Raw genomic sequence first — 21,013 nt, forward strand, 5'->3', positions numbered from 1 at the left:
GGCGGGGCGGGAAGCGGCCCGGGTCAGATGGACTTGAGCGTGCCCTTGGGCAGCACGGCGGCCACGGCACTCTTCTGCACGTTGACCTCGGTGCCTTCGGCAATCTCCATGCTCAAGAACTCGCTGTCGTCGCTGACCTTGGTGATGCGGCCCAGCATGCCTCCGCCAATGACGATCTCGTCACCCTTGGAGAGGTTGCTGATCAGCTGCTTGTGCTGCTTGGCACGCTTAGCCTGGGGGCGCCACAGCAGGAAGTAGAAGATGGCGACAAAGCCGACCAGCATGACGATCTGGGCGATGCCGCCACCGGCAGCGCCGGCATCCTGGGCCATGGCCGGGGAAATGAAGAAGTCCAGCATGTATGACGATCTCCTGGGTAATGAAAGCGGGATATTCATCGGCCGGCCTGTCGGGCCGGCCGTGGGTCAATTCGGTGCGGGAGGAACCGGCAGGCCGCGCTGCGCATAGAAGCCTTCCACGAAGTTCGCCAATGTACCCGCTTCGATGGCACCGCGCAAACCAGCCATCAGGCGCTGATAGTGGCGCAGGTTGTGGATGGTGTTGAGCATCGAGCCGAGCATCTCACCGCAGCGATCGAGGTGGTGAAGGTAGGCGCGGGAGAAGTGCCGGCAGGTATAGCAGTCGCAGCTTTCCTCAAGCGGCCGGGTATCGAAGCGGTGCCTGGCATTGCGGATCTTGACCGTGCCCTCGGCAGCGAAGAGGTGGCCGTTGCGTCCATTGCGGGTGGGCATCACGCAGTCGAACATGTCGATGCCGCGACGCACGCTCTCCACCAGATCCTCGGGCTTGCCTACGCCCATCAGGTAGCGGGGGGTGTTGTCGGGCATCCAGCTCGGCAGGTACTCGAGGACCCGCATCATCTCCTCCTTGGGCTCGCCCACCGAGAGACCGCCGATGGCCAGGCCGTCGAAGCCGATCTCGAGCAGGCCCTTCAGCGACGCCTCGCGCAACTGCGGGTACATGCCGCCCTGGATGATGCCGAACAGCGCCGAGGGCGAGTCGCCATGGGCGTCACGCGAGCGGCTTGCCCAGCGCAGCGAGCGCTGCATGGAGAGCTCGGCCTCCGCCTCGGTGGCCGGGTAGGGGGGGCATTCGTCGAAGATCATCACCACGTCGGAGCCCAGCGAACGCTGTACCGCCATGGACTCCTCGGGGCCCATGAATACCTTGGCGCCATCCACCGGCGAACGGAAATGCACGCCCTGCTCAGTGATCTTGCGCATGGCGCCCAGCGAGAACACCTGGAAGCCGCCGGAATCGGTGAGGATCGGCCTGTCCCACTGGGCGAAATCGTGCAGGTCGCCGTGGGCCTCGACGACCTGGATGCCGGGGCGCAGCCAGAGGTGGAAGGTGTTGCCGAGGATGATCTCGGCGCCGATCTCCGTAACCGATACGGGCGTCATGCCCTTGACGGTGCCGTAGGTGCCCACCGGCATGAAGGCAGGGGTTTCCACCGTTCCCCGCGGAAAGGTCAAGCGGCCGCGGCGCGCCCGGCCATCGCTGGCCAGGCGCTCGAATGTCATGAAGCTCTCTTTACGCATGGGGACTCTCTTTACGCATAGGGACTCTCTTTACGCATAGGGGCGGGGAATCGGGTGACAGGGATAATGAGTCAGGGCTTGCGCGTCAGGAACATGGCATCGCCATAGCTGAAGAAGGCGTAGCGCTCGGCCACCGCCGCTCGATAGGCCGCCAGGGTCGTCTCGAACCCGGCAAAGGAGGTCGCCAGCATCAGTAGGGTTGACTCCGGCAGGTGGAAGTTGGTAATTAGGGCATCCACGCAGCGCCACGCGTAGCCCGGATAGATGAAGATATCGGTTTCGCCGCTGTAGGGGGCGATATGGCCGTCCTCGTCGGTGGCGCTTTCCAGGCAGCGCACGCTGGTGGTGCCCACGGCCACCACCCGGTTGCCTCGAGCCTGGGCTGCGCGCACCTGCTCGCAGGCGGTCTCGTCCACCTCGATCCACTCGCTGTGCATGTGGTGCTCGCGGATGTCGTCGGCGCGCACCGACTGGAAGGTACCGGCGCCCACATGCAGAGTGACGTAGGCGCTCTCCACGCCCTTGGCAGCCAGTGCCTCGAACAGCGGCGCGTCGAAGTGCAGCCCGGCGGTGGGGGCGGCCACGGCCCCGTCGCGCCGCGCATAGATGGTCTGGTAGCGCTCGCGGTCGGCCAGCTCGTCCTCGCGGGTGATATAGGGCGGCAGCGGCATGTGGCCGTGCTGCTCCAGCAGGGTGATCAGCGGCGTCTCGCCCAGGAAGCGCAGCTCGAACAGCGCCTCGCGGCGCCCCTCCACCACGACACGGATGCCCCCCTCGAAGACCAGCTCGGTGCCGGGTCTGGGCGACTTGCTAGAGCGCAGGTGGGCGAGGCCACGATGGGCGTCCAGGGGGCGCTCCAGCAGCATCTCCACCTTGCCGCCGCTGGCCTTGTGACCGTGCAGGCGGGCGGGAGTCACCCGTGTGTCGTTGAACACCAGCAGGTCCCCGGGGGCGAGTAGCTCGACCAGGTCGGGGAAGCGGCGGTGGGCAAGCTGGCCGTTTGCGCCATCGACGCACAGCAGACGGCAGTCGCTGCGCTGCTCGGAGGGATAACGGGCAATCAGCTCCTCGGGGAGCTCATAGTGAAAGTCGGCGCGCTGCATGGGGCGTTTCGGTCCGGCTTAAGGGCGTATCGGGCGGCTAGGCGAGCCGCGCAAAGCGCGACAGGATACCGTCTCGCGGCAGGGAAGTCAGCTGGTCGATTGACCTGCTCCGGCGCCCACGTATAATGCATGCGCGTTGCCGGCGTGGCGGAATTGGTAGACGCAGCGGATTCAAAATCCGCCGGGTGCAAGCCCTTGTCGGTTCGAGTCCGACCGCCGGTACCATCAATAAAACAGTCGCTTACGGGCGGCTGTTTGCGTTTCGTCCCTCCCTGTTTTTAGTGTTTGGTCGCAGTTTGGTCGCAGAAGGCCGAACTCAAGCTCGGCAGACGTGAGCCAATATCGTCCAGGCCCGCATCGAACATGTGCGAGTAGCGGCTGGTGACGATCAGGCTGGAATACCCCAGCAGGTCGCGCACCGTGGTCATGCTCTCGCCAGCCTGGGCCAGCGTGCTGGCATAGCTGTGGCGCAGGTCGTGGAAGCGCAGGTCGGGCCGCCCTACAACCTGGCGGGCATGCTCCCACACCGTTCGGAGGCGAGAGTAGGTCGTAGCAAACGGAAGATCCTCCAACCATGCCCGAGCGTCCTTCGGTACCGGCACCACTCGGGCCTTGCCGCTCTTCGTCTGTCGTCTGGTCTGGTCTCAACAGGATGCGACCACCGTGGACGTTCTGCGGATCCAGAGCCAGCAGCTCGCCCTGGCGCAGCCCGGTGAGCGCTGCCAGAGCGATCACCCGTTTCTCGACAATCGAGTGATCGGGGATGGCTTGTAGCAGTTGACTCATCTGCTCGATGGTCAGGTACACATGCCGCTCGTTCTTCGGCATCTTCTTGCGGATCTTGTCGCCCAGGGGGCGGTCCAGCCACTCCCATTCCCGATAGGCGAGGTTCAGAACCGAATGGCACTTGCTTAAGCTTTTTCGGGTGTCCTTGTTGGTGAATTTCTTCACGCGCTTGATGTCGGTGCATTTTCAGTAATCGGTGGGGTCGTGGCCGTCGTTGGATGGCTCGCGGCCCCAGCCGATCTGGCCGCTGCCCCACCCGGATCGTTGTTATTTGCCCCATGAGGCTCTGGCGTTCTTCTTCCGTCAGCGGTGAACGTGCGGTGACCTGCCGGAAAACCTGAACGCTATGTTTAAAACTGACCTGCTGGGGCAGGCAGTCCGTCCACTCGCTGGAATGCACCATCACCTGGCGAATCAAGTTGTAGGTCAGCAGATACACCCAGGCCTCCTTTTCCACCATGGCGGGCGTCTTGCAGCGTAGCACTTCCATGCCCAAGGTTGTCTTGATATCCCGAAAGCTCAGCTCTATCTGCCAGCGCGCCTTGTAGAGCGCCTGGATCTGCTGGCGTGGCGCCTGCTTGGAGGAGCACAGGGTCGTGACGATGATCAGGTTCCCTGCGGCCAGCTCCCGCACCGGCAAGGTGTCGAAGGCTTCCTGGCTCATCCACTCGTGCTGTTTCTTGGGTTTCTGCCAGGTGGCAATGTGGTCCTTACCACCCAGCCGCTTCCCGATCTGAAAGTCGGTCTGGCGGGCGAAGTGTTGGCGCATTACCACATCGACACCGCGGGCCTTCAAGTCGGCGATGAGCGCATAAGAAGGGTAGTAGCGATCGGCGATGACGATGTCGCCCGATTCAAAGGTGTCGAGCATCTCTCGCAGCAAGGCATGTTCTCCCGTGCCCTTGCCTTTCACGGGCCCCATCGCCGCATTGAGAATCGCCCCGCTGCTCAAGTCCATGATGGCGACCAGCCGAGCGATCGGGAACCCGAGACCGGGTTTCTGGCTGGTTTGCTGAGGAAAGCGCTGCTGGTTCTCGGGCGTGTCCGGCATCGACACCGTGGTACCGTCGATCAGCTTGATCGGCCGGCCCTGCCAGTTCCAGGCAGGCGGCACCTCCTCCGCCAGGGTGCGGCCAAGATAGCGCGCCAGGTCGGCCACCATGGTCCCCGGCAGTCGCTGGCGAGCGCGACAATAGGCGCCGGTGCGGATACTCCCCGAAGACTGCTGGTGAAGCTCCCGGTTCAGCATGAGGCGATTGACGGCTTATTGACAGGAGGCGTCGGCATCCAGAGCTTGCGCGATAAACGTCTCCAGGGTGGCAACAGGAGGAAAGAGCCGGTGGCGACAAGCCGGCAGCGTCTCATCAAGATCGGAAGCGGTGAAGGCCGCATGGAGTTGAGCGCACAGCTCGGTATGGTGCGGACGGCTGGCATGATGCGCGACACGGCTCTGTTGGCACTGATGAAGTGGGGCAGTAGGATATGTCATGAGAGCGGACGTTGGATCGGTGGCTTGTGTGTGGTTTAGCGACTTACACAATACCACAATCCATCGTCCGTTTTAATTAATATCAAAGACTTACATCATCCCTAGGCCTTAACCTGGATCCGTGAGCCCTTTCGTAAAAACCATTTATAATCAGCAAGATAGGCTATTTTTTGCTTCACCCAAAATGCCTCCCATTTTGCAGGTAAGCTATTGATAATAGGAGATTTCCTATGAGAGGCTCACGGATTCAGGCTTAAGTAAGTGCCATTCGGGCCTTTGCGCAATTTGGAGACCGGCATGAGCGAGACCCGCCCGCCCGAAGACGATGAGGACCTGACCCGCTCGGTGCCTTTCACGGCCGCCGACGTGGAGCTGGCCGAGCGTCGCTGCCTCCACCAGGGCTTCTTCCGCCTGGAGGAGCTGCACCTGCGCCACCGTCTCTTCGAGGGCGGCTGGAGTGACAGGATGGTGCGCGAGGTCCATCGTCGCCACGACGCCGTGGGAGTGCTGCTCTATGATCCCGAGCGTGACTGCGTGGTGCTGGTCGAGCAGTTCCGCCCCGGTGCCCTCGACGATCCCCGGTCGCCCTGGAAGATCGAGGTGGTGGCCGGGTTGGTGGAGCGTGGCGAGAGCGCCGACGAGGTGGCCCGCCGCGAGACCATGGAGGAGGCCGGCTGCGAGGTGGACGAGCTGATCGAGTTGCACACCTACTACCCGAGCCCGGGGGCCTGCGACGAGCGGGTTACGCTGTTCTGCGGGCTGGTCGACAGCCGTGGCCTCGGTGGGGTGCATGGCCTTGACGAGGAGCACGAGGACATCCGCGTGCATGTGCTGCCGTTTACCCGCGCCTGGGAACTCCTGCAGGCGGGGCGACTCGACAATGCGATGTGCTTGATCACCTTCCACTGGCTGGCCGGCGAACGCGCATCGTTGCGAGCAAGGAGGTAGCGTGCCGAGAAACGCCTATATCACCGACCTGAAAACCCTGCAGGGCGAGTGTACCGCCAACTTCATTCGGCTGACCCGGCTGCTCGGCGACCTGGAAGTTGGCGAGACCCGCGAGGTCGAACTGGTCAACCATGGCCGCCGGCTGGGGGTTCTGTGCCTCAAGCTGCAGGAGCGTGCGCCCTACACCAGCATCGTGCGTGTCTCCCAGCGCGGAGTGCTCGATACGGTGATCGACACCCCACGCATGCGTGTTCACCTCTACCACGACGTGCGCATGGCCGAGGTCACCGACTTCCAGCGCCAGCGTCACTTCGATGGCCGCTACCGCTATCCCAACTCGCGCATGCACCAGCCCGACGAGAAGCTGCAGCTCAATCGCTTCCTGGGCGAGTGGCTGGATCATGGCCACTCCCTCGACCTGCCCCAGCTGCCCTGAGGAGGATGCGGTACTGATGCGACTGGTCCAGCTCACCGACTGTCACCTGCAGGCCGACCCCGCGGCCCGCGCCCGGACAGGCACCCCACTGCGCCAGCTGGAGGCCGTGATCGCGGCGGTGAACCGCGAGCGACCGGCGCTGGTGCTGGTTACCGGTGATGTCAGCGATGACGAGACGGCGGCCTCCTACCGGCTGGCGGAACAGGCGCTGTCACGGCTCGAGGCGCCCTGGTACTGGCTCCCCGGCAACCACGACCAGCCGACACTGATGGCCGAGTGTCGCGCGCTGCATAAGGAGCTGGACTTGGGCCACTGGCGGGCGCTGCTGCTGGATACCCATGTCAGCGGCCGGCTCGGCGGCGCGCTGGGCGAAGCGGCCCTGAGCGCCCTGGACGAGCGTCTCGCGGCCGACAGGCGGCCGACGCTGCTGGCGATGCATCATCCGCCGCTGCCCGTCGGCTCGGCCTGGCTCGACGCGATCGGCCTGGCCGACGGCGAGGCCTTCTGGCGGGTCGTCGCCCCCCATCGCCAGGTGCGTGCGGTGTTGTTCGGCCATGTCCACCAGGCCTTTCATGGCGCCCATGCCTTGGGCGACGGCGAGGTGCCGGCGTATGGCTGCCCCGCCACCAGCGATCAGTTCCTGCCCGGCGCCTCGAGCTTCGCCCTCGACGAGGCCTCGTGTCCGGGCTATCGCCTCATCGAGCTTCGCGATGGTGCGTTCAAGACCTGGGTGGAACGCATCGAGGCGTGAGGGGCAAATAGCCATAGTGACTATGAAAAGAGAAGCGGCTATAAAAAGATAGTTATTAATTCTTTTGGGTTATTATTAGCCCGGCGTTACCCTGTCCCGCATGATCTCACCCGCCCAACGTCATGCGAGGTAGCCGGGCCATGAGCAGTCTTCATGCACCATCACGCGAGAGCGCCGTCGATGCCGCCGGCCTGGCCCCATCGCGCCAGCGCCAGACCCACCTTCAGCAGCTCGAGGCCGAGTCGATCCACATCATCCGCGAGGTGGTGGCGGAATTCGCCAACCCGGTGATGATGTACTCTATCGGCAAGGACTCCTCGGTGATGCTGCACCTGGCGCGCAAGGCCTTCTATCCCGGCCCACCGCCCTTTCCGCTGTTGCACGTCAACACCACATGGAAGTTCCGCGAGATGATCGAGTTCCGCGATCGCATGGCCGCGGACTCCGGTATGGAGCTGATCGAGCACATCAATGAGGAGGGACGTGCCGCCGGCATCAATCCCTTCGACCATGGCTCTAGCGTCTATACCGACGTGATGAAGACCGCTGCCCTGAAGCAGGCGCTGGATAAGTACGGCTTCGATGCCGCCTTCGGCGGAGCGCGTCGCGACGAGGAGGCTAGCCGCGCCAAGGAGCGGGTTTTCTCCTTCCGTGACCGGCACCACCGCTGGGACCCCAAGAACCAGCGCCCGGAGCTGTGGAACCTCTACAACACCCGGGTCAATAAGGGCGAGTCGATTCGCGCCTTTCCGCTATCCAATTGGACCGAGCTGGACATCTGGCAGTACATCTATCTCGAGGCTATTCCCATTGTGCCGCTCTACTACGCCGCGCCACGGCCGGTGGTGGAGCGCGACGGCATGCTGATCATGGTCGACGACGAGCGTATGCCCCTCAAGCCAGGCGAGGTGCCCGAGATGAAGTGGGTACGCTTCCGCACCCTGGGCTGCTACCCGCTGACCGGCGCCGTGGAGTCGAAGGCCACCACCCTGCCCGAGATCATCCAGGAGATGCTGCTGACCCGCACCAGCGAGCGCAGCGGCCGCGCCATCGACCACGACCAGGCCGGCTCCATGGAGAAGAAGAAGCGCGAGGGCTATTTCTGATGTCACACCAATCGACCCTGATTGCCGACAACATCGAGCAGTACCTGCACGAGCACGAGAACAAGGATCTGCTGCGCTTCATCACCTGCGGCAGTGTTGACGACGGCAAGTCGACGCTGATCGGCCGGCTGCTGCACGACTCCAAGATGATCTTCGACGACCAGCTCGCGGCGATCACCCAGGCCTCGAAGAAGAGTGGCACCACCGGCGAGGCGGTGGACCTGGCGCTGCTGGTCGATGGCCTGCAGTCCGAACGTGAGCAGGGCATCACCATCGATGTGGCCTACCGCTTCTTCTCCACCGACAAGCGTAAGTTCATCATCGCCGACACCCCGGGCCACGAGCAGTACACCCGCAACATGGCCACCGGCGCCTCCACGGCGAGCCTGGCGATCATCCTGATCGATGCCCGCTACGGCGTGCAGACCCAGACTCGGCGGCACAGCTTCATCGCCGACCTGCTGGGCATCCAGCACCTGGTAGTGGCGGTCAACAAGATGGACCTGGTGGGCTTCGACCAGGCGCGCTTCGAGGAGATCGTCGCCGACTATCGCGACTTCGCCGGCCAGTTGTCCGCGCCGGACATCCACTTCGTGCCGCTCTCCGCGCTCGAGGGCGACAACGTGGTCAATCGCAGTGAGCGCATGCCCTGGTACTCCGTCGGTGGCCAACCAGGCCCGGCGCTGCTGGAGCTGCTGGAGAGCATCGAGGTCAGCCGCGATCGCAATCTCACCGACCTGCGCTTTCCGGTGCAATACGTTAATCGTCCGAATCGGGACTTCCGCGGCTATGCCGGCACCCTGGAGGCGGGCATCCTGCGGCCGGGCCAGGCGATCAAGGTGCTGCCCTCCGGGCGGGTCTCGAGGGTCGAGCGTATCGTCACCTTCGATGGCGACCTGGAAGCCGCCTGGCCAGGACAGGCAATCACCGTGACCCTGGGTGATGAGATCGATATCTCGCGGGGCGACTGGATCGTCGCCGCGGACGCCGAGGTGGCCATCGCCGATGCCTTCGAGGCCGACATCGTCTGGATGCATGACGAGCCGCTCCTCCCTGGCCGCCAGGTCGACATCCGCCTGGCCGGGCGCTCCGTCCCGGGGCAGGTCGGCGAGATACTCTACCAGGTGGACGTCAACAGCCTGGAACGCCACCCGGCAGAGCGCCTGGAGCTCAACGCCATCGCCCGCTGCCGGGTCGAGCTGACCGTCGCGGTGCCGCTCGACGATTACGGCACGAGCCCTGGCACCGGCAGTTTCATCGTCATCGACCGGCTCACCAACGTCACGGTGGGCGCGGGGATGATCCGCGGAGTTGCGCAGTCAGCCGCTCACTCGTCGGGTGAGGTGGACTGGGCCGGCTTCGAGCTGGAGCTCAACGCCCTGGTGCGCAAGTACTTCCCCCACTGGGAGGCGAAGGATATCCGCGAGCTGCTGCAATAATGTCTGAACATCGCCTTTTTGCGTGAAGGTGGCGAAGTACCCCTTGTGGGAGCGCAATTTATTGCCGGTTCGACGCTTCGACGAATGGCGCCGACAGGCGCCCTTGTGCTGAGCACTTGTCCCCGGGTAAGCCCCATCTGACTCGGTCCCGAAAGAACCTGCTCTGGTAGGCTGTGTCCAAATCGACACTGTCCCCGGAGCCCGCCCCCGATGATCGTCCTGGCAATCGCCCTGCTGCTGGCCCTCTTGCTGCTGCCCAACCTCTGGGCCAAGTGGGTGCTGGCGCGCCACGCCCGGGGTCGCGAAGAGTATCCCGGGACCGGCGGCGAACTGGCGAACCACCTGATCCGGCGCCTCGGGCTCGAGGGGGTCAGGGTCGAGATGACCGACCAGGGCGACCACTACGACCCCGAGGCGCGACGCGTGCGTCTCTCCCGGGAGCACTACGAGGGCCGCTCGCTCACCGCGGTGACGGTGGCGGCCCATGAGGTGGGCCATGCCATCCAGCACCAGCAGGGCTATGCGCCGCTGCTGGCGCGTTCCCGGCTGGTGGCGGTGGCTCAGAAGGCCGAGAAGATCGGCGTGTTGCTGATGATGGCCGCCCCCTTCCTGTTCGTGTTGACCCGCCTGCCGGGCGGCCTGGCCATCGTGGTGGCCGCCGCGGTGATCAGCTTCGGCACCGCCGCCCTGGTGCACCTGGTCACCCTGCCGGTGGAGTTCGACGCCAGCTTCCAGCGCGCTCTGCCGCTGCTCAAGGAGTACATCCCTGCCCATGACATGGCCGGCACCCGCCATGTGCTCACCGCCTGCGCCTTCACCTATGTGGCGGCGTCGCTTTCCAGCATCCTTAATCTGGGGCGCTGGCTGGTGATCCTGCGGCGTTGACATCCTGGCAGGCTGGGAGTAATAACTAAGTTATTACTCCTGCTGCGCTACTGGAGGCGTGAAATGCGGACACATCTCAGAAAGATCGGGAATTCGAAAGGCGTGCTGATTCCGGCGGCTATGCTGGCTGAGTTGGGTATCCGTGATGAGGTTGACATTCATCTGGAGGGGCAGCGGCTGGTGGTGGAGCCCGTCAAGAAGCCACGCAGTCACTGGTTCGATGGTTATGACGCCAGTTACGACGAGGCGGCCTGGGAGGATATGGTCGACGTCGAGGTGGATGAGGATGAGGATGAGTGGCAGTGGTAGGTCGTGATATCCGCCGCGGTGAGGTCTATTGGGTCAATCTCGATCCGACGGTGGGCACAGAGATACGCAAGACCCGCCCCGCGCTGATCCTCTCACCCGACGATATGAACGCTGCACTCCCCAGAATCATCGTGGCACCGGTCACCAGCAAGGGGCAGCCACTCGGCTGCCGACCCACCCTGAGCTTTCAGGGCAAGCCGGTACGAATACTGCTTGATCAGCTTCGCTCCATCGACAAGCGTCGGGTTCTGGACAAGATGGGAGACATTTCGCCTTCAATCTGGCACGCCACCCTGCTGGAGATGTTCCAATAGCTGAGCCTGCCCCCCGATGATCGTCCTGGTAATCGCCCTGCTGCTGACCCGCTCGCGGCTGGTGGCGGTGGCTCGTGTCAATGAGCACAGCAGGTGCGGCTGCGCTGGCTCGGGGTTAGGCTGGGAGGCAGCGATATTCTACGGAGCCTGCGACCATGAACGGCACGTCTCGATATGATCCCTGGCCAGGGTGGCAGGAGTGATGCCCGCGCTGCGACGCGCCACCCTGTTCGTGAAGCGACTGGTGGGGATCGCAGCCAGGCCGATGAAGCGTGACAATGGCCATGGCGGCCTGACGGTCACTCCTTACCGCGGCTATGGCTCACCGCAAGAGGCCTTCCTCACGGGTCGCGTGTTTCGCCAGGCGCCGCTGAGCAAGCGAGTGCCACGGCAAGGCTTCCTGCGCGACCTGGTCGATGTGGTGCGGCGCATTGCCCGGCATGGCGTGGCCGATGCCTGTGTCGATATCCGGCTGGGCGACAACCACGTCTGCGTGGCCACCGACCGCGATGGCTATTTCGATGCCCAGTTGCCGCTGGTCTCGCCATTGCCGGGTGACAGCGCCTGGCACCGCGCCGAACTGTGGGTGACGGCGGGCGAGGAGGGACCGATGCGTGCCAGCGTGGAGGTCTTCATCGCGTCCGCCGAGACCGACCTGCTGGTGATCAGCGACATCGACGATACGGTGATGTACACCGGCGTGGCCGACAAGCTGCGGATGCTCTATCGGCTGTTCATGGAGCGCCCGGATCAGCGCAAGGCCTTCCCCGGGGTAGCGGCGCTCTACCAGGCCTTGCATCGCGGTGCCGACGACCGGGGCAAGCGCCCGATCCTCTATGTATCACGCGGGCCCTGGGCGATCTACGAGATGCTGGAGACCTTCTTCCAGCTCAACCGCATTCCGGTGGGGCCGATCCTGTTCCTGCGCGAGTGGGGTATTTCCCTGCGGCATCCCTGGCCGCGTCGCGCCGAGGACCACAAGCAGCAGCTGATCGACCGCATGCTGGCGATGTTCGAGGGCGTGCCCTGCATCCTGATCGGCGACAGCGGGCAGCATGATCCCGAGGTCTACACCCGCATCGTCAAGGCCCATCCCGATCGTGTCGAGGCCATCTATATCCGTCGCGTGGACCGGCGGGTGGACCGTCAGCGCGCCATCCAGGTGCTATGCGACCAGATACGCCACACCCGCTGCGATCTGGTGCTGGCCGCCGACAGCGTGCTGATGGCCGAGCATGCTCACGCCCAGGGCTACATTTCTCGCCATGGCCTGGACGCCGTTCGCCGTGACGCGATGGCGCCCCACGGGGAGTCGCCCTGATCCGTTGCTGCAATGTCGGGCCGCAGTACCGGCGACTCGAGCCGTTTATGCAGGCTGTCGCACCCTGGATGTCGATGCTCGTCTCATCTGGGCCGGTTGGCGATGACCACCGCGCGGCGCGGGGCGGGGTAGCCCTCGCGGGTGCGGCTCGGGTCGTCGGGGTCGAGGAAGTCGGCCAGCGACTGGAAGGTCATCCAGTCGGTGGCGCGCTGCTCGTCCACGGTGGTCACCGCTTCGTCCACCACCCGCACGTTGGTGAGCCCGCCGCGTTCGAGCCACCGGCAGAGCGCGGCGGAGGAGGGCAGGAAGTAGACGTTGGGCATGGCGGCATAGCGCTCGCCCGGCAGCAGCACCGTGGTTTCATCACCCTCGACCACCAGGGTCTCCAGCACCAGCTCGCCGCCGGGGCGCAGGGCCTCCTTGAGCTGTTGGATATGCTCCAGGGGTGAGGGGCGGTGATAGAGCACGCCCATTGAGAACACCGTGTCGAAGAAGGCAAGCCCTCCGGGCACCTCCTCGATGCCCACCGGCAGGAAGTGGGTGCGCCCGCCGTCGGCGTCGCCGACGAAGTGGCGCACCGCCCGGAACTGCCAGAAGAAGCGCGGCGAGGGGTCGATCACCAGCACGAATTCCGCCCCGGCACCGGCCATGCGCCAGGCGTGATAGCCGTTACCGCCGCCCACATCCAGCACGCGCCGCCCGGCCAGCGGCGCCAGGTGCGGGGCGAGGCGCTGCCACTTCCAGTCCGAGCGCCATTCGCTGTCGATGAAGGTGCCGCCGAGCCGGTAGGGGCCCTTGCGCCAGGGCGCGAGCTTGCCCAGCAGGTTCTCGCACTGGCGTCGCTGGCCATCGGTGAGGTCGACCTCGACGCTGACGGTGTCGGCGTCCAGGCGCACCCACCTCTCGTCGGGCAGGGGGGGCAGCTTGGCCACCGCCTTCTCCCAGGCCGGCAGGTCGCCGAAGCGCTGGCGGTCCAGGCCGCGGGCGAGCTGGTCGGGCAGGCGGGCTAGCCAGGTCTCGAGCCCCTGGTCGAGAAAGGCCTGGTAGAGGGCGCGGTGTGCTGGTGCGATCGGCACCTTACTCCTCCCGGGACGTCGCGGCGCTGGCGTCCTTGAAGGCGATCAGCGAGGCGAAGTTGAGAAACTGGAACCAGGCGTGGGCGCGGGAAAAACCGGCCCCGGCCAGGCGCGCGTGGTGCCCCGCCAGGGTATCCGGCACCAGCACGTTTTCAAGTGCGGTGCGCTTCTGGCTGATCTCCATCTCGCTGTAGCCGTTGGCGCGCTTGAAGTCGTGGTAGCGCTCCACCAGCCAGGCGTTCTCCTGCTCGTCGGCGGCACGAATCTTCTCGGAGAGCAGCAGCACGCCGCCGGGTTCCAGCGCCTGGTAGAGCCGCCCGATCAACGCATCGCGGTCCTCGGGGGCCAGGAACTGCAGGGTGAAGTTGAGCACGATCATGCCGGCGGGGGCATACTCCAGATGGCGGATGTCGCCCTCGAGCACCGTCATGGCGTGGTTGGGGCACTCCGCGGCGAGGGTCTCCCGGGCGCGGGCCACCATGGCCGGGGAAAGATCCACCCCGGTGTAGCGGAAGGCCTCCGTCGGTAGCGTGCCGGCCAGGGCCAGGCCGGCAGCCCCCAGCGAGCAGCCCAGGTCGTAGACGTGAGCGCCGTGGCGCAGGTGGCGGGCGGCGATCAGCCCCAGCATGCCCAGTATCTGGCCATAGCCAGGTACCGAGCGGCGGATCATGTCGGGAAAGCAGGCGACCACCTTCTCGTCGAACGAGAAGCGTGCCACCCGGTCCAGGGGTGTCGAAAAGATCGCGTCACGGTAAGATGCGTCACTCATGGAACTGACCGGATGTCGTGAGAAAGGGGCGTCATTCTACGTCCCGCTCGCGCCGGCTGCACGACAGGAGGTCAAGGAGCAAGCCATGCCCCACCCCATGATCGACCAGCAGGATGCCTGGCAGGCCCTGGCCGCCCACGCCCGCAAGATGCGCACCACGCACCTGGGGGAGCTGTTCAGCAACGCCCCGGGGCGCCACGCGGCCTTCACCCGCCGCGCGGCGGGGTTGACGCTGGATCTCTCCAAGCAGCGCTGGCGCGACGAGACCCTCGAGCGGCTGCTCGCCCTGGCCCGGGAGGCCGAGGTGCCCGAGGCGATCCGCGCGCTGCTGGCCGGGGAGCGGGTCAACCGCAGCGAGGACCGCCCGGCCCTGCACACTGCACTACGGCTGCCGCCGGAGGAAAGCCTGGTGGTGGAGGGCGAGGACCTGGTGCCTGCGGTGCATGCCACGCTGGCGCGCATGGCGACCATGGTCGAGCGCTTCCACGCCGGCCAGTGGCGGGGCGCCACCGGCCGGGCGATCCGCGACGTGGTCAACCTCGGCGTCGGCGGCTCCGATCTGGGCCCGCTGATGGTCACCCATGCCCTGGCCGACTATCGCCCGGAGGGCGTGCATACCATCGGCGTACACTTCGCCTCGACCATGGACGGCTCCCAGCTGGCCGACTATCTCTCCCGGCTCAATCCCGAGACCACGCTGTTCGTGCTCTCGTCGAAGTCCTTCACCACCATCGACACCCTCTCCAACGCCCGCACCGCGCGGGATTGGTTGATGGCCCGGCTGATGGGCGAGAACCGCGAGGAGGGCGTCGACGCCGAGCTGGTGATGCGCCAGCACTTCATCGGCCTCTCGGCGAGCCCCGAGAAGATGCACGAGTGGGGCATCGCCGATGAGCACCAGCTGGCGTTCTGGGAGTGGGTCGGCGGGCGCTACTCGCTGTGGGGCGCCATCGGCCTGCCCATCGCCCTGGTGGTGGGCATGGATCACTTCCGCGCGCTGCTCGCCGGGGCCCATGCCATGGATCGCCACTTCAGCGAGGCGCCGCTTTCCGACAACCTGCCGGTGCTGCTGGCCCTGGCGGGGATCTGGAACGTCAATTTCCTCGACATCCGGGCCCACTCGATCCTGCCCTACGACGGCCGCCTGGAGTACTTCGCCGCCTACCTCGAGCAGCTGGAGATGGAGTCCAACGGCAAGTCGGTGACCCATGACGGTCGCGAGGTCGGCTACTCCACCTGCCCGGTGCTGTGGGGCCAGCTGGGGCCCAATGCCCAGCATGCCTTCTACCAGCTGCTGCATCAGGGTACCCAGTCCGTGGAGTGCGACTTCATTGCCCCCAAGGTGCGCTACGATGATGTGGCAGACCCCGCCACCCGCGATCACCTGATGGGCCAGCACCGCCTGACGCTGGCCAACTGCTTCGCCCAGTCGCGGGTGCTGATGCTCGGCGACAAGGCCATCAAGGAGGACGGCCCGCGTCCGGTGTACAAGCATTACCGCGGCAACCAGCCCTCCAGCACCCTGCTGCTCGACCGGTTGACGCCGGCGACCCTGGGGTCGCTGATTGCCCTCTACGAGCACAAGGTATTCGTCCAGGCGACCATCTGGGACATCAACCCCTTCGACCAATGGGGCGTGGAGCTAGGCAAGCAGATCGCCGGCGAGACCCAGCGCATCCTCGAGCACCAGGCGGATATCGCCGACATGGACGATTCTACCCGCGGCCTGATCGAGGCCGTCTGGTCGGCGGAGCGCGGCTCGTGATGATACTGGCTGCATGTACAGGAGATGCGGTATGCTGAGTGCCGCCTGGCACCCGCCGGCCGCCAGCGGAGTCCTCTATCTGCATGGGTTCAACAGCGGCAGCGCCTCGCCCAAGGCGGCGCTGGTGCGTGAGGCCTGCGCCTGGCTCGGCCTGCCCTGCGCGACGCCGCAGCTGCCCCACCGTCCGGCGGCGGCGTTGGTGCTGGCCGAGTCGTGGCTGGCCAGGCTGGGGCCGCGCCCGCTAGTGGTGGGCAGCTCCATGGGCGGCTTCCTGGCGACCCTGCTCGCCGAGCGCCACGACCTCGCAGGGGGGCTGATCAACCCGGCGGTGGCGCCGGCGAACCTGGTGGCCAAGTGGATCGGCGAGCGTTTCGACAATCCCTATACCGGCGAGCGCTTCGCCATCGAGGCGGCGCATCGCGAGGAGCTCGAGGCGCTGACGCCGGCGCGAGTCACCGCCGAGCGCTACCTGCTGTTGCTGGGCACCGCCGACGAGACGCTGGACCCGGGGGATGCCTTCGCGCTGTATCGTGGCGCCAGAACCATCCTGCATCCGCAGGGCGATCATGGTCTCGCGGCAGTAGTGGCCGACTACCTGCCGGCGATTTTCGCCCACGGCGGCCTCCATCTGCCGCCAGGCTGGTCGGGCAGCACGGCCCCCGAGACATGAGGGCGCCGGCCTCCCGGGTGATACGAACGATCGCAACCACTTTGGGTGATGCATGACGCAATACAGTGCCAGCTCCATCGAGGTTCTCTCCGGTCTCGAGCCGGTGCGCAAGCGCCCCGGCATGTATACCGACACCTCGCGGCCCAACCACCTGGTCCAGGAGGTCATCGACAACAGCGTGGACGAGGCACTGGCCGGGCATGCCGGCGAGATCAGCGTGCGGCTGTTCGAGGATGGCGGTGTCGAGGTCGCCGACGATGGCCGCGGCATGCCCATCGACATCCATCCCGAGCACGGCGTCTCCGGGGTCGAGCTGATCATGACCCGGCTGCACGCCGGGGGTAAGTTCTCCCAGTCGAGCTACCGCTTCTCCGGCGGTCTGCACGGGGTGGGGGTGTCGGTGGTCAACGCCCTCTCCAAGCGCCTGGAGATCGAGGTGCTGCGCGACGGCAGCCGCCACGGCATGGCCTTCGAGCACGGCGACAAGGCCTCCCCCCTGCAGGTGATCGGCAGCGCCCCCAAGCGCGCCCGCGGCACCGTGGTGCGTTTCTGGCCCGAGGAGAGTTACTTCGATAGCCCCGGGCTCTCGCTGCCGCGACTCAAGCACCTGATGCGCGCCAAGGCGGTGCTCTGCCCGGGCCTCAAGGTCAGCCTGGTCGAGCCCGACGGCAACCAGAGCGTCTGGCAGTACGCGGATGGCCTGCGCGACTACCTGGCCCAGGCCACCGACGGCTATGAGGTGCTGCCGGCCTCGCCCTTCATCGGCCACTTCGCCGATGATGAGCACGGCGTGGACTGGGCGATCCAGTGGCTCCCCGAAGGCGGCGAGCCGCTGCTCGAGAGCTACGTCAACCTGATTCCCACCCCCCAGGGCGGCACCCACGTCAACGGCTTTCGCACCGGCCTGCTCGACGCCCTGCGCGAGTTCTGCGAGTACCGCAGCCTGTTGCCCCGGGGCGTCAAGCTCACCGCCGAGGATCTCTGGGAGCGGGTCTCCTACGTGCTCTCGGTGAAGATGCTCGACCCGCAGTTCGCCGGCCAGACCAAGGAGCGGCTCTCCTCGCGCACCGTGGCGGGCTTCGTCTCCGGGGTGGTCAAGGACGCCTTCTCGCTGTGGCTCAACCACCACGTCGACCAGGCCGAGGCCCTGGCCGAGCTGGTGATCAATGCCGCCCAGCGTCGCCAGAAGAGCTCCAGGAAGGTGGCGCGCAAGAAGGTCACCTCGGGCCCCGCGCTGCCCGGCAAGCTCGCCGACTGCTCGGGCCAGGACCCGGCCGGCAGCGAGCTGTTCCTGGTGGAGGGCGACAGCGCCGGCGGCAGCGCCAAGCAGGCACGCAACCGCGAGACCCAGGCGATCCTGCCGCTGCGTGGCAAGATATTGAATACCTGGGAGGTGGAGTCCCATGACATCTATGACTCCCAGGAGGTCCACGACATCGCCGTGGCCGTGGGCATGGACCCGGGCAGCGATGATCTCTCCAAGCTGCGCTACCACAAGATCTGCATCCTCGCCGATGCCGACTCCGACGGCCTGCATATCGCCACCCTGCTGTGCGCGCTGTTCGTGCGCCATTTCCCGGCGCTGGTGGATGCCGGCCACGTCTTCGTGGCCATGCCGCCGCTCTACCGCATCGACCTGGGCAAGGAGGTGCATTATGCCCTGGACGAGAGCGAGAAGGCGGCCATCCTGCGCAAGCTGGAAGGCAAGCGCGGCACCGTGAACGTGCAACGCTTCAAGGGCCTGGGCGAGATGAGCCCGCTGCAGCTGCGCGAAACCACCATGGCGGTGGAGACCCGACGCCTGGTGCAGCTCACCCGCGAGGTCGACGACGGCACCATGGAGATGATGGACATGCTGCTGGCCAAGAAGCGCGCCGGCGACCGCAAGAACTGGCTGGAGGACTACGGCAACCTGGCGGATATAGAGGTATAACCCCCAATGACCATGGATATCCAGGTGGCGGAGGGCGACGTCGAGCGCCTCTCGCTGCGCGAGTACACCGAGAAGGCGTACCTTGACTACTCGATGTACGTCATCCTCGACCGGGCGCTGCCGCATATCGGCGATGGCATGAAGCCGGTGCAGCGGCGCATCGTCTACGCCATGCGCGAGCTGGCGCTGGGTGCCAACGCCAAGTACAAGAAGTCGGCGCGCACCGTCGGCGACGTGCTGGGCAAGTTCCACCCCCACGGCGACAGCGCCTGCTACGAGGCGATGGTGCTGATGGCTCAGCCCTTCAGCTACCGCTACCCGCTGGTCGACGGCCAGGGCAACTGGGGCAGCCCCGACGATCCCAAGTCCTTCGCCGCCATGCGCTACACCGAGGCGCGGCTGTCGAAGTTCGCCGAGGTGCTGCTCGCCGAGCTCGGCCAGGGCACCGTGGACTGGACCCCCAACTTCGACGGCACCATGAACGAGCCGGTGGTATTGCCGGCGCGCCTGCCCCATGTGCTGCTCAATGGCGGCACCGGCATCGCCGTGGGCATGGCCACCGACATCCCGCCCCACAACGTGGGCGAGGTGGTCGAGGCCACCTGCCACCTGCTGCGCCACCCCGAGGCCACCACGCTGGACTTGCTCGCGCACCTGCCGGCGCCGGACTTCCCCACCGCGGCGGAGATCATCACCCCGCGCAGTGAGCTGCGAAAGCTCTACGAGAGCGGGCGCGGCTCGGTGAAGTTGCGTGGCTGCTACGTGCGCGAGGAGGACAAGGTAGTGGTCACCGCGCTGCCCTACCAGGTGAGCGGAGCCAAGGTGCTCGAGCAGATTGCCGCCCAGATGCAGGCCAAGAAGCTGCCGATGGTCGCCGACCTGCGCGACGAGTCGACCCACGAGGAGCCGACGCGGCTGGTGATCGAGCCGCGCTCCAATCGTGTCGACATCGAGGCGCTGATGGCGCACTTGTTCGCCACCACCGACCTCGAAAAGAACATCCGCGTCAACATCAACGTGATCGGCCTGGACGGCCGCCCGCGGGTCATGGCGCTGCCCGATCTGCTCGGCGAGTGGCTGCGCTTTCGCCGCGCCACGGTGCGTCGGCGCCTGGAGCATCGCCTGGGCAAGGTCGAGGACCGCCTGCACCTGCTCGAGGGTCTGCTGGTCGCCTACCTCAACATCGACGAGGTGATCCGCATCATCCGCGAGGAGGACGAGCCCAAGCCCGCGTTGATGGCGGCCTTCGGGCTCTCCGACCGCCAGGCCGAGGCGATCCTCGAGCTGCGCCTGCGCCACCTCGCCAGGCTCGAGGAGATGAAGATCCGCGGCGAACAGGACGAGCTCGAGGCCGAGCGCAAGCGCCTGCAGGAACTGCTGGGCAGCGAGGCGGCGCTCACCGACCTGATCGAGGCGGAGCTGCGCGAGGCCGGCGAGGCGCACGGCGATGCCCGCCGCTCGCCCATCGTCGAGCGCGAGGAGGCCCGGGCGCTCTCCGAGGTGGAGCTGGTCGGCGCTGACCCGGTTACCGTCGTGCTCTCCGAGAAGGGCTGGATCCGCGCGGCCCGCGGCCACGAGATCGACCCCGCTGGCCTCTCCTACAAGGCTGGTGACCGCTTCCACCTCGCCGCCCGAGGCAAGACCAACCAGCCGCTGGTGCTGCTGGACGACACCGGGCGGGCCTACACCCTGTCGGCCCATAACCTGCCCAGCGCCCGCGGCCAGGGCGAGCCGGTTACCGGGCGAGTCAATGTGACGGCCGGGGCCCACATGGCCGGCCTGATGCTGGCGCCGCCGGACAGGCGCTTCCTGTTGGCTTCCGATGGCGGCTACGGTTTCATCGCGCCCCTCGAGGCACTGATCGGCAAGAACAAGTCGGGCAAGGCGATCTTGAGCGTGCCCAAGGGCTGCAACGTGCTGCCGCCGCTGGCGCTACCGACCGAGGAGGGGGCCAGCCTGGCGGTGGTCTCCAACGAGGGGCGGCTGCTGGTCTTCCCGCTGGAACAGCTGCCTGAGATGGCCAAGGGCAAGGGCAACAAGATGATCGAGATTCCCGGCAACCGGGCGGCACGGCGCGAGGAGTTCGTGCGCGACCTGGTGGTGTTGCCTGCCGGCGCCGCCTTGGTGGTGCATGCCGGCAAGCGCCACCTGACCCTCAAGGCCGGCGATCTCGACTACTATCGTGGTGAGCGCGGCCGGCGCGGCAGCAAGCTGCCCCGCGGCCTGCAGAAGGTCGACCGGTTGGAAACACTGCCCGCCAACGCCTGATAAGGCGATATTGCGGCGCCAGGGACAGGCCGAAGAGGCGGTCCTACGCCAGGAATGGCGTCGGTAACGCCCAGGGAGGGGTT

20 protein-coding genes and 1 tRNA gene are annotated in these 21,013 nt (G+C 66.1%); 14 read left to right on the forward strand and 7 right to left on the reverse strand.

The window, feature by feature from the left end; genetic code table 11:
• Nucleotides 1–23: 23 nt before the first annotated feature.
• The 3 genes from yajC to queA all read right to left on the reverse strand — a co-directional run bounded on the left by yajC (nt 24) and on the right by queA (nt 2,665).
• The gene (gene yajC / locus DFO68_RS07400; protein ID WP_133483025.1) at nt 24–359 is read right to left on the reverse strand and encodes a preprotein translocase subunit YajC; all 336 of its coding nucleotides are present in this window, start codon (nt 357–359) and stop codon (nt 24–26) included.
• Nucleotides 360–425: 66 nt separating this feature from the next.
• The gene (tgt, locus tag DFO68_RS07405; protein ID WP_208107380.1) at nt 426–1,544 is read right to left on the reverse strand and encodes a tRNA guanosine(34) transglycosylase Tgt; all 1,119 of its coding nucleotides are present in this window, start codon (nt 1,542–1,544) and stop codon (nt 426–428) included.
• 89 nt (nt 1,545–1,633) lie between these two features.
• Nucleotides 1,634–2,665, reverse strand: a complete 1,032-nt coding sequence (gene queA, locus DFO68_RS07410; RefSeq protein WP_133483027.1) for a tRNA preQ1(34) S-adenosylmethionine ribosyltransferase-isomerase QueA — start codon at nt 2,663–2,665, stop codon at nt 1,634–1,636.
• 138 nt (nt 2,666–2,803) lie between these two features.
• Here queA and DFO68_RS07415 point away from each other — a divergent pair.
• Nucleotides 2,804–2,890: transfer RNA gene (locus DFO68_RS07415), tRNA-Leu, on the forward strand.
• A 53-nt stretch (nt 2,891–2,943) separates the two neighbouring features.
• Here the strand turns inward: DFO68_RS07415 and DFO68_RS07420 are convergent.
• Both DFO68_RS07420 and DFO68_RS07425 read right to left on the reverse strand, forming a co-directional pair.
• The gene (locus DFO68_RS07420) at nt 2,944–3,192 is read right to left on the reverse strand and encodes a tyrosine-type recombinase/integrase (protein WP_166637540.1); all 249 of its coding nucleotides are present in this window, start codon (nt 3,190–3,192) and stop codon (nt 2,944–2,946) included.
• Nucleotides 3,165–4,700 carry an IS4 family transposase gene (locus DFO68_RS07425; protein WP_133483029.1) on the reverse strand — a complete coding sequence of 512 codons (1,536 nt, stop codon included), beginning with the start codon at nt 4,698–4,700 and terminating at the stop codon, nt 3,165–3,167. Before DFO68_RS07425 ends, DFO68_RS07420 begins: the two co-directional genes overlap by 28 nt.
• A 537-nt stretch (nt 4,701–5,237) precedes the next feature.
• Here DFO68_RS07425 and DFO68_RS07430 point away from each other — a divergent pair.
• The 9 genes from DFO68_RS07430 to DFO68_RS07470 all read left to right on the forward strand — a co-directional run bounded on the left by DFO68_RS07430 (nt 5,238) and on the right by DFO68_RS07470 (nt 12,449).
• Nucleotides 5,238–5,888, forward strand: coding sequence for an NUDIX domain-containing protein (locus tag DFO68_RS07430; protein ID WP_133483030.1), 651 nt, complete (start codon nt 5,238–5,240; stop codon nt 5,886–5,888).
• Between the two features lies 1 nt (nt 5,889).
• The gene (locus tag DFO68_RS07435) at nt 5,890–6,324 is read left to right on the forward strand and encodes a DUF1249 domain-containing protein (protein WP_133483031.1); all 435 of its coding nucleotides are present in this window, start codon (nt 5,890–5,892) and stop codon (nt 6,322–6,324) included.
• Nucleotides 6,325–6,340: 16 nt separating this feature from the next.
• Nucleotides 6,341–7,075, forward strand: a complete 735-nt coding sequence (locus DFO68_RS07440) for a phosphodiesterase (RefSeq protein WP_133483117.1) — start codon at nt 6,341–6,343, stop codon at nt 7,073–7,075.
• A gap of 140 nt (nt 7,076–7,215) precedes the next feature.
• Nucleotides 7,216–8,181 carry a sulfate adenylyltransferase subunit CysD gene (cysD, locus tag DFO68_RS07445; protein WP_243726460.1) on the forward strand — a complete coding sequence of 322 codons (966 nt, stop codon included), beginning with the start codon at nt 7,216–7,218 and terminating at the stop codon, nt 8,179–8,181.
• Nucleotides 8,181–9,620 carry a sulfate adenylyltransferase subunit CysN gene (gene cysN, locus DFO68_RS07450; protein WP_133483032.1) on the forward strand — a complete coding sequence of 480 codons (1,440 nt, stop codon included), beginning with the start codon at nt 8,181–8,183 and terminating at the stop codon, nt 9,618–9,620. Before cysD ends, cysN begins: the two co-directional genes overlap by 1 nt.
• A gap of 210 nt (nt 9,621–9,830) precedes the next feature.
• A complete protein-coding gene (locus DFO68_RS07455; RefSeq protein WP_133483033.1) occupies nt 9,831–10,505 on the forward strand; it encodes a zinc metallopeptidase in 675 nt (224 codons plus the stop codon).
• Nucleotides 10,506–10,568: 63 nt separating this feature from the next.
• Nucleotides 10,569–10,814 (forward strand): AbrB/MazE/SpoVT family DNA-binding domain-containing protein, encoded by a 246-nt coding sequence (locus DFO68_RS07460; protein WP_133483034.1) that lies wholly within the window; start codon nt 10,569–10,571, stop codon nt 10,812–10,814.
• Nucleotides 10,802–11,128, forward strand: coding sequence for a type II toxin-antitoxin system PemK/MazF family toxin (locus DFO68_RS07465; RefSeq protein WP_208107381.1), 327 nt, complete (start codon nt 10,802–10,804; stop codon nt 11,126–11,128). Before DFO68_RS07460 ends, DFO68_RS07465 begins: the two co-directional genes overlap by 13 nt.
• A 202-nt stretch (nt 11,129–11,330) precedes the next feature.
• The gene (locus tag DFO68_RS07470) at nt 11,331–12,449 is read left to right on the forward strand and encodes an App1 family protein (protein ID WP_243726461.1); all 1,119 of its coding nucleotides are present in this window, start codon (nt 11,331–11,333) and stop codon (nt 12,447–12,449) included.
• An 83-nt stretch (nt 12,450–12,532) separates the two neighbouring features.
• On the opposite strand, the gene cmoB is transcribed toward DFO68_RS07470, so the two are convergent.
• Both cmoB and cmoA read right to left on the reverse strand, forming a co-directional pair.
• Nucleotides 12,533–13,525, reverse strand: coding sequence for a tRNA 5-methoxyuridine(34)/uridine 5-oxyacetic acid(34) synthase CmoB (gene cmoB / locus DFO68_RS07475; RefSeq protein WP_133483035.1), 993 nt, complete (start codon nt 13,523–13,525; stop codon nt 12,533–12,535).
• Nucleotide 13,526: 1 nt separating this feature from the next.
• Nucleotides 13,527–14,294 carry a carboxy-S-adenosyl-L-methionine synthase CmoA gene (cmoA, locus tag DFO68_RS07480; protein ID WP_133483036.1) on the reverse strand — a complete coding sequence of 256 codons (768 nt, stop codon included), beginning with the start codon at nt 14,292–14,294 and terminating at the stop codon, nt 13,527–13,529.
• Nucleotides 14,295–14,379: 85 nt separating this feature from the next.
• On the opposite strand from cmoA, the gene pgi reads away from it, so the two are divergent.
• The 4 genes from pgi to parC are packed head-to-tail and all read left to right on the forward strand — an operon-like array spanning nt 14,380 to nt 20,930.
• Entirely contained in the window at nt 14,380–16,059 is a 1,680-nt protein-coding gene (pgi, locus tag DFO68_RS07485; RefSeq protein ID WP_133483037.1) for a glucose-6-phosphate isomerase, read from the forward strand.
• Between the two features lie 31 nt (nt 16,060–16,090).
• A complete protein-coding gene (locus tag DFO68_RS07490) occupies nt 16,091–16,729 on the forward strand; it encodes a YqiA/YcfP family alpha/beta fold hydrolase (RefSeq protein ID WP_133483038.1) in 639 nt (212 codons plus the stop codon).
• Nucleotides 16,730–16,781: 52 nt separating this feature from the next.
• Nucleotides 16,782–18,662: a DNA topoisomerase IV subunit B gene (gene parE, locus DFO68_RS07495; RefSeq protein ID WP_133483039.1), complete on the forward strand. Its 1,881-nt coding sequence runs from the start codon at nt 16,782–16,784 to the stop codon at nt 18,660–18,662.
• Between the two features lie 6 nt (nt 18,663–18,668).
• Nucleotides 18,669–20,930, forward strand: a complete 2,262-nt coding sequence (gene parC, locus DFO68_RS07500) for a DNA topoisomerase IV subunit A (RefSeq protein ID WP_133483040.1) — start codon at nt 18,669–18,671, stop codon at nt 20,928–20,930.
• Nucleotides 20,931–21,013 lie beyond the last annotated feature (83 nt).

Origin of the sequence: Halomonas ventosae (assembly GCF_004361885.1) — a bacterium.
GTDB classification, from domain to species: domain Bacteria; phylum Pseudomonadota; class Gammaproteobacteria; order Pseudomonadales; family Halomonadaceae; genus Halomonas; species Halomonas ventosae_C.

Excerpts from the sequence above, each read along its gene's own strand:
- yajC (WP_133483025.1), bottom strand. The coding sequence starts at position 359 with ATGCTGGACTTCTTCATTTCCCCGGCCATGGCCCAGGATGCCGGCGCT.
- tgt (WP_208107380.1), bottom strand. The coding sequence starts at position 1,544 with ATGACATTCGAGCGCCTGGCCAGCGATGGCCGGGCGCGCCGCGGCCGC.
- queA (WP_133483027.1), bottom strand. The coding sequence starts at position 2,665 with ATGCAGCGCGCCGACTTTCACTATGAGCTCCCCGAGGAGCTGATTGCC.
- DFO68_RS07425 (WP_133483029.1), bottom strand. The coding sequence starts at position 4,700 with ATGCTGAACCGGGAGCTTCACCAGCAGTCTTCGGGGAGTATCCGCACC.
- DFO68_RS07430 (WP_133483030.1), top strand. The coding sequence starts at position 5,238 with ATGAGCGAGACCCGCCCGCCCGAAGACGATGAGGACCTGACCCGCTCG.
- DFO68_RS07440 (WP_133483117.1), top strand. The coding sequence starts at position 6,341 with ATGCGACTGGTCCAGCTCACCGACTGTCACCTGCAGGCCGACCCCGCG.
- cysD (WP_243726460.1), top strand. The coding sequence starts at position 7,216 with ATGAGCAGTCTTCATGCACCATCACGCGAGAGCGCCGTCGATGCCGCC.
- cysN (WP_133483032.1), top strand. The coding sequence starts at position 8,181 with ATGTCACACCAATCGACCCTGATTGCCGACAACATCGAGCAGTACCTG.
- DFO68_RS07455 (WP_133483033.1), top strand. The coding sequence starts at position 9,831 with ATGATCGTCCTGGCAATCGCCCTGCTGCTGGCCCTCTTGCTGCTGCCC.
- DFO68_RS07460 (WP_133483034.1), top strand. The coding sequence starts at position 10,569 with ATGCGGACACATCTCAGAAAGATCGGGAATTCGAAAGGCGTGCTGATT.
- DFO68_RS07470 (WP_243726461.1), top strand. The coding sequence starts at position 11,331 with ATGCCCGCGCTGCGACGCGCCACCCTGTTCGTGAAGCGACTGGTGGGG.
- cmoA (WP_133483036.1), bottom strand. The coding sequence starts at position 14,294 with ATGAGTGACGCATCTTACCGTGACGCGATCTTTTCGACACCCCTGGAC.
- pgi (WP_133483037.1), top strand. The coding sequence starts at position 14,380 with ATGCCCCACCCCATGATCGACCAGCAGGATGCCTGGCAGGCCCTGGCC.
- DFO68_RS07490 (WP_133483038.1), top strand. The coding sequence starts at position 16,091 with ATGCTGAGTGCCGCCTGGCACCCGCCGGCCGCCAGCGGAGTCCTCTAT.
- parE (WP_133483039.1), top strand. The coding sequence starts at position 16,782 with ATGACGCAATACAGTGCCAGCTCCATCGAGGTTCTCTCCGGTCTCGAG.
- parC (WP_133483040.1), top strand. The coding sequence starts at position 18,669 with ATGACCATGGATATCCAGGTGGCGGAGGGCGACGTCGAGCGCCTCTCG.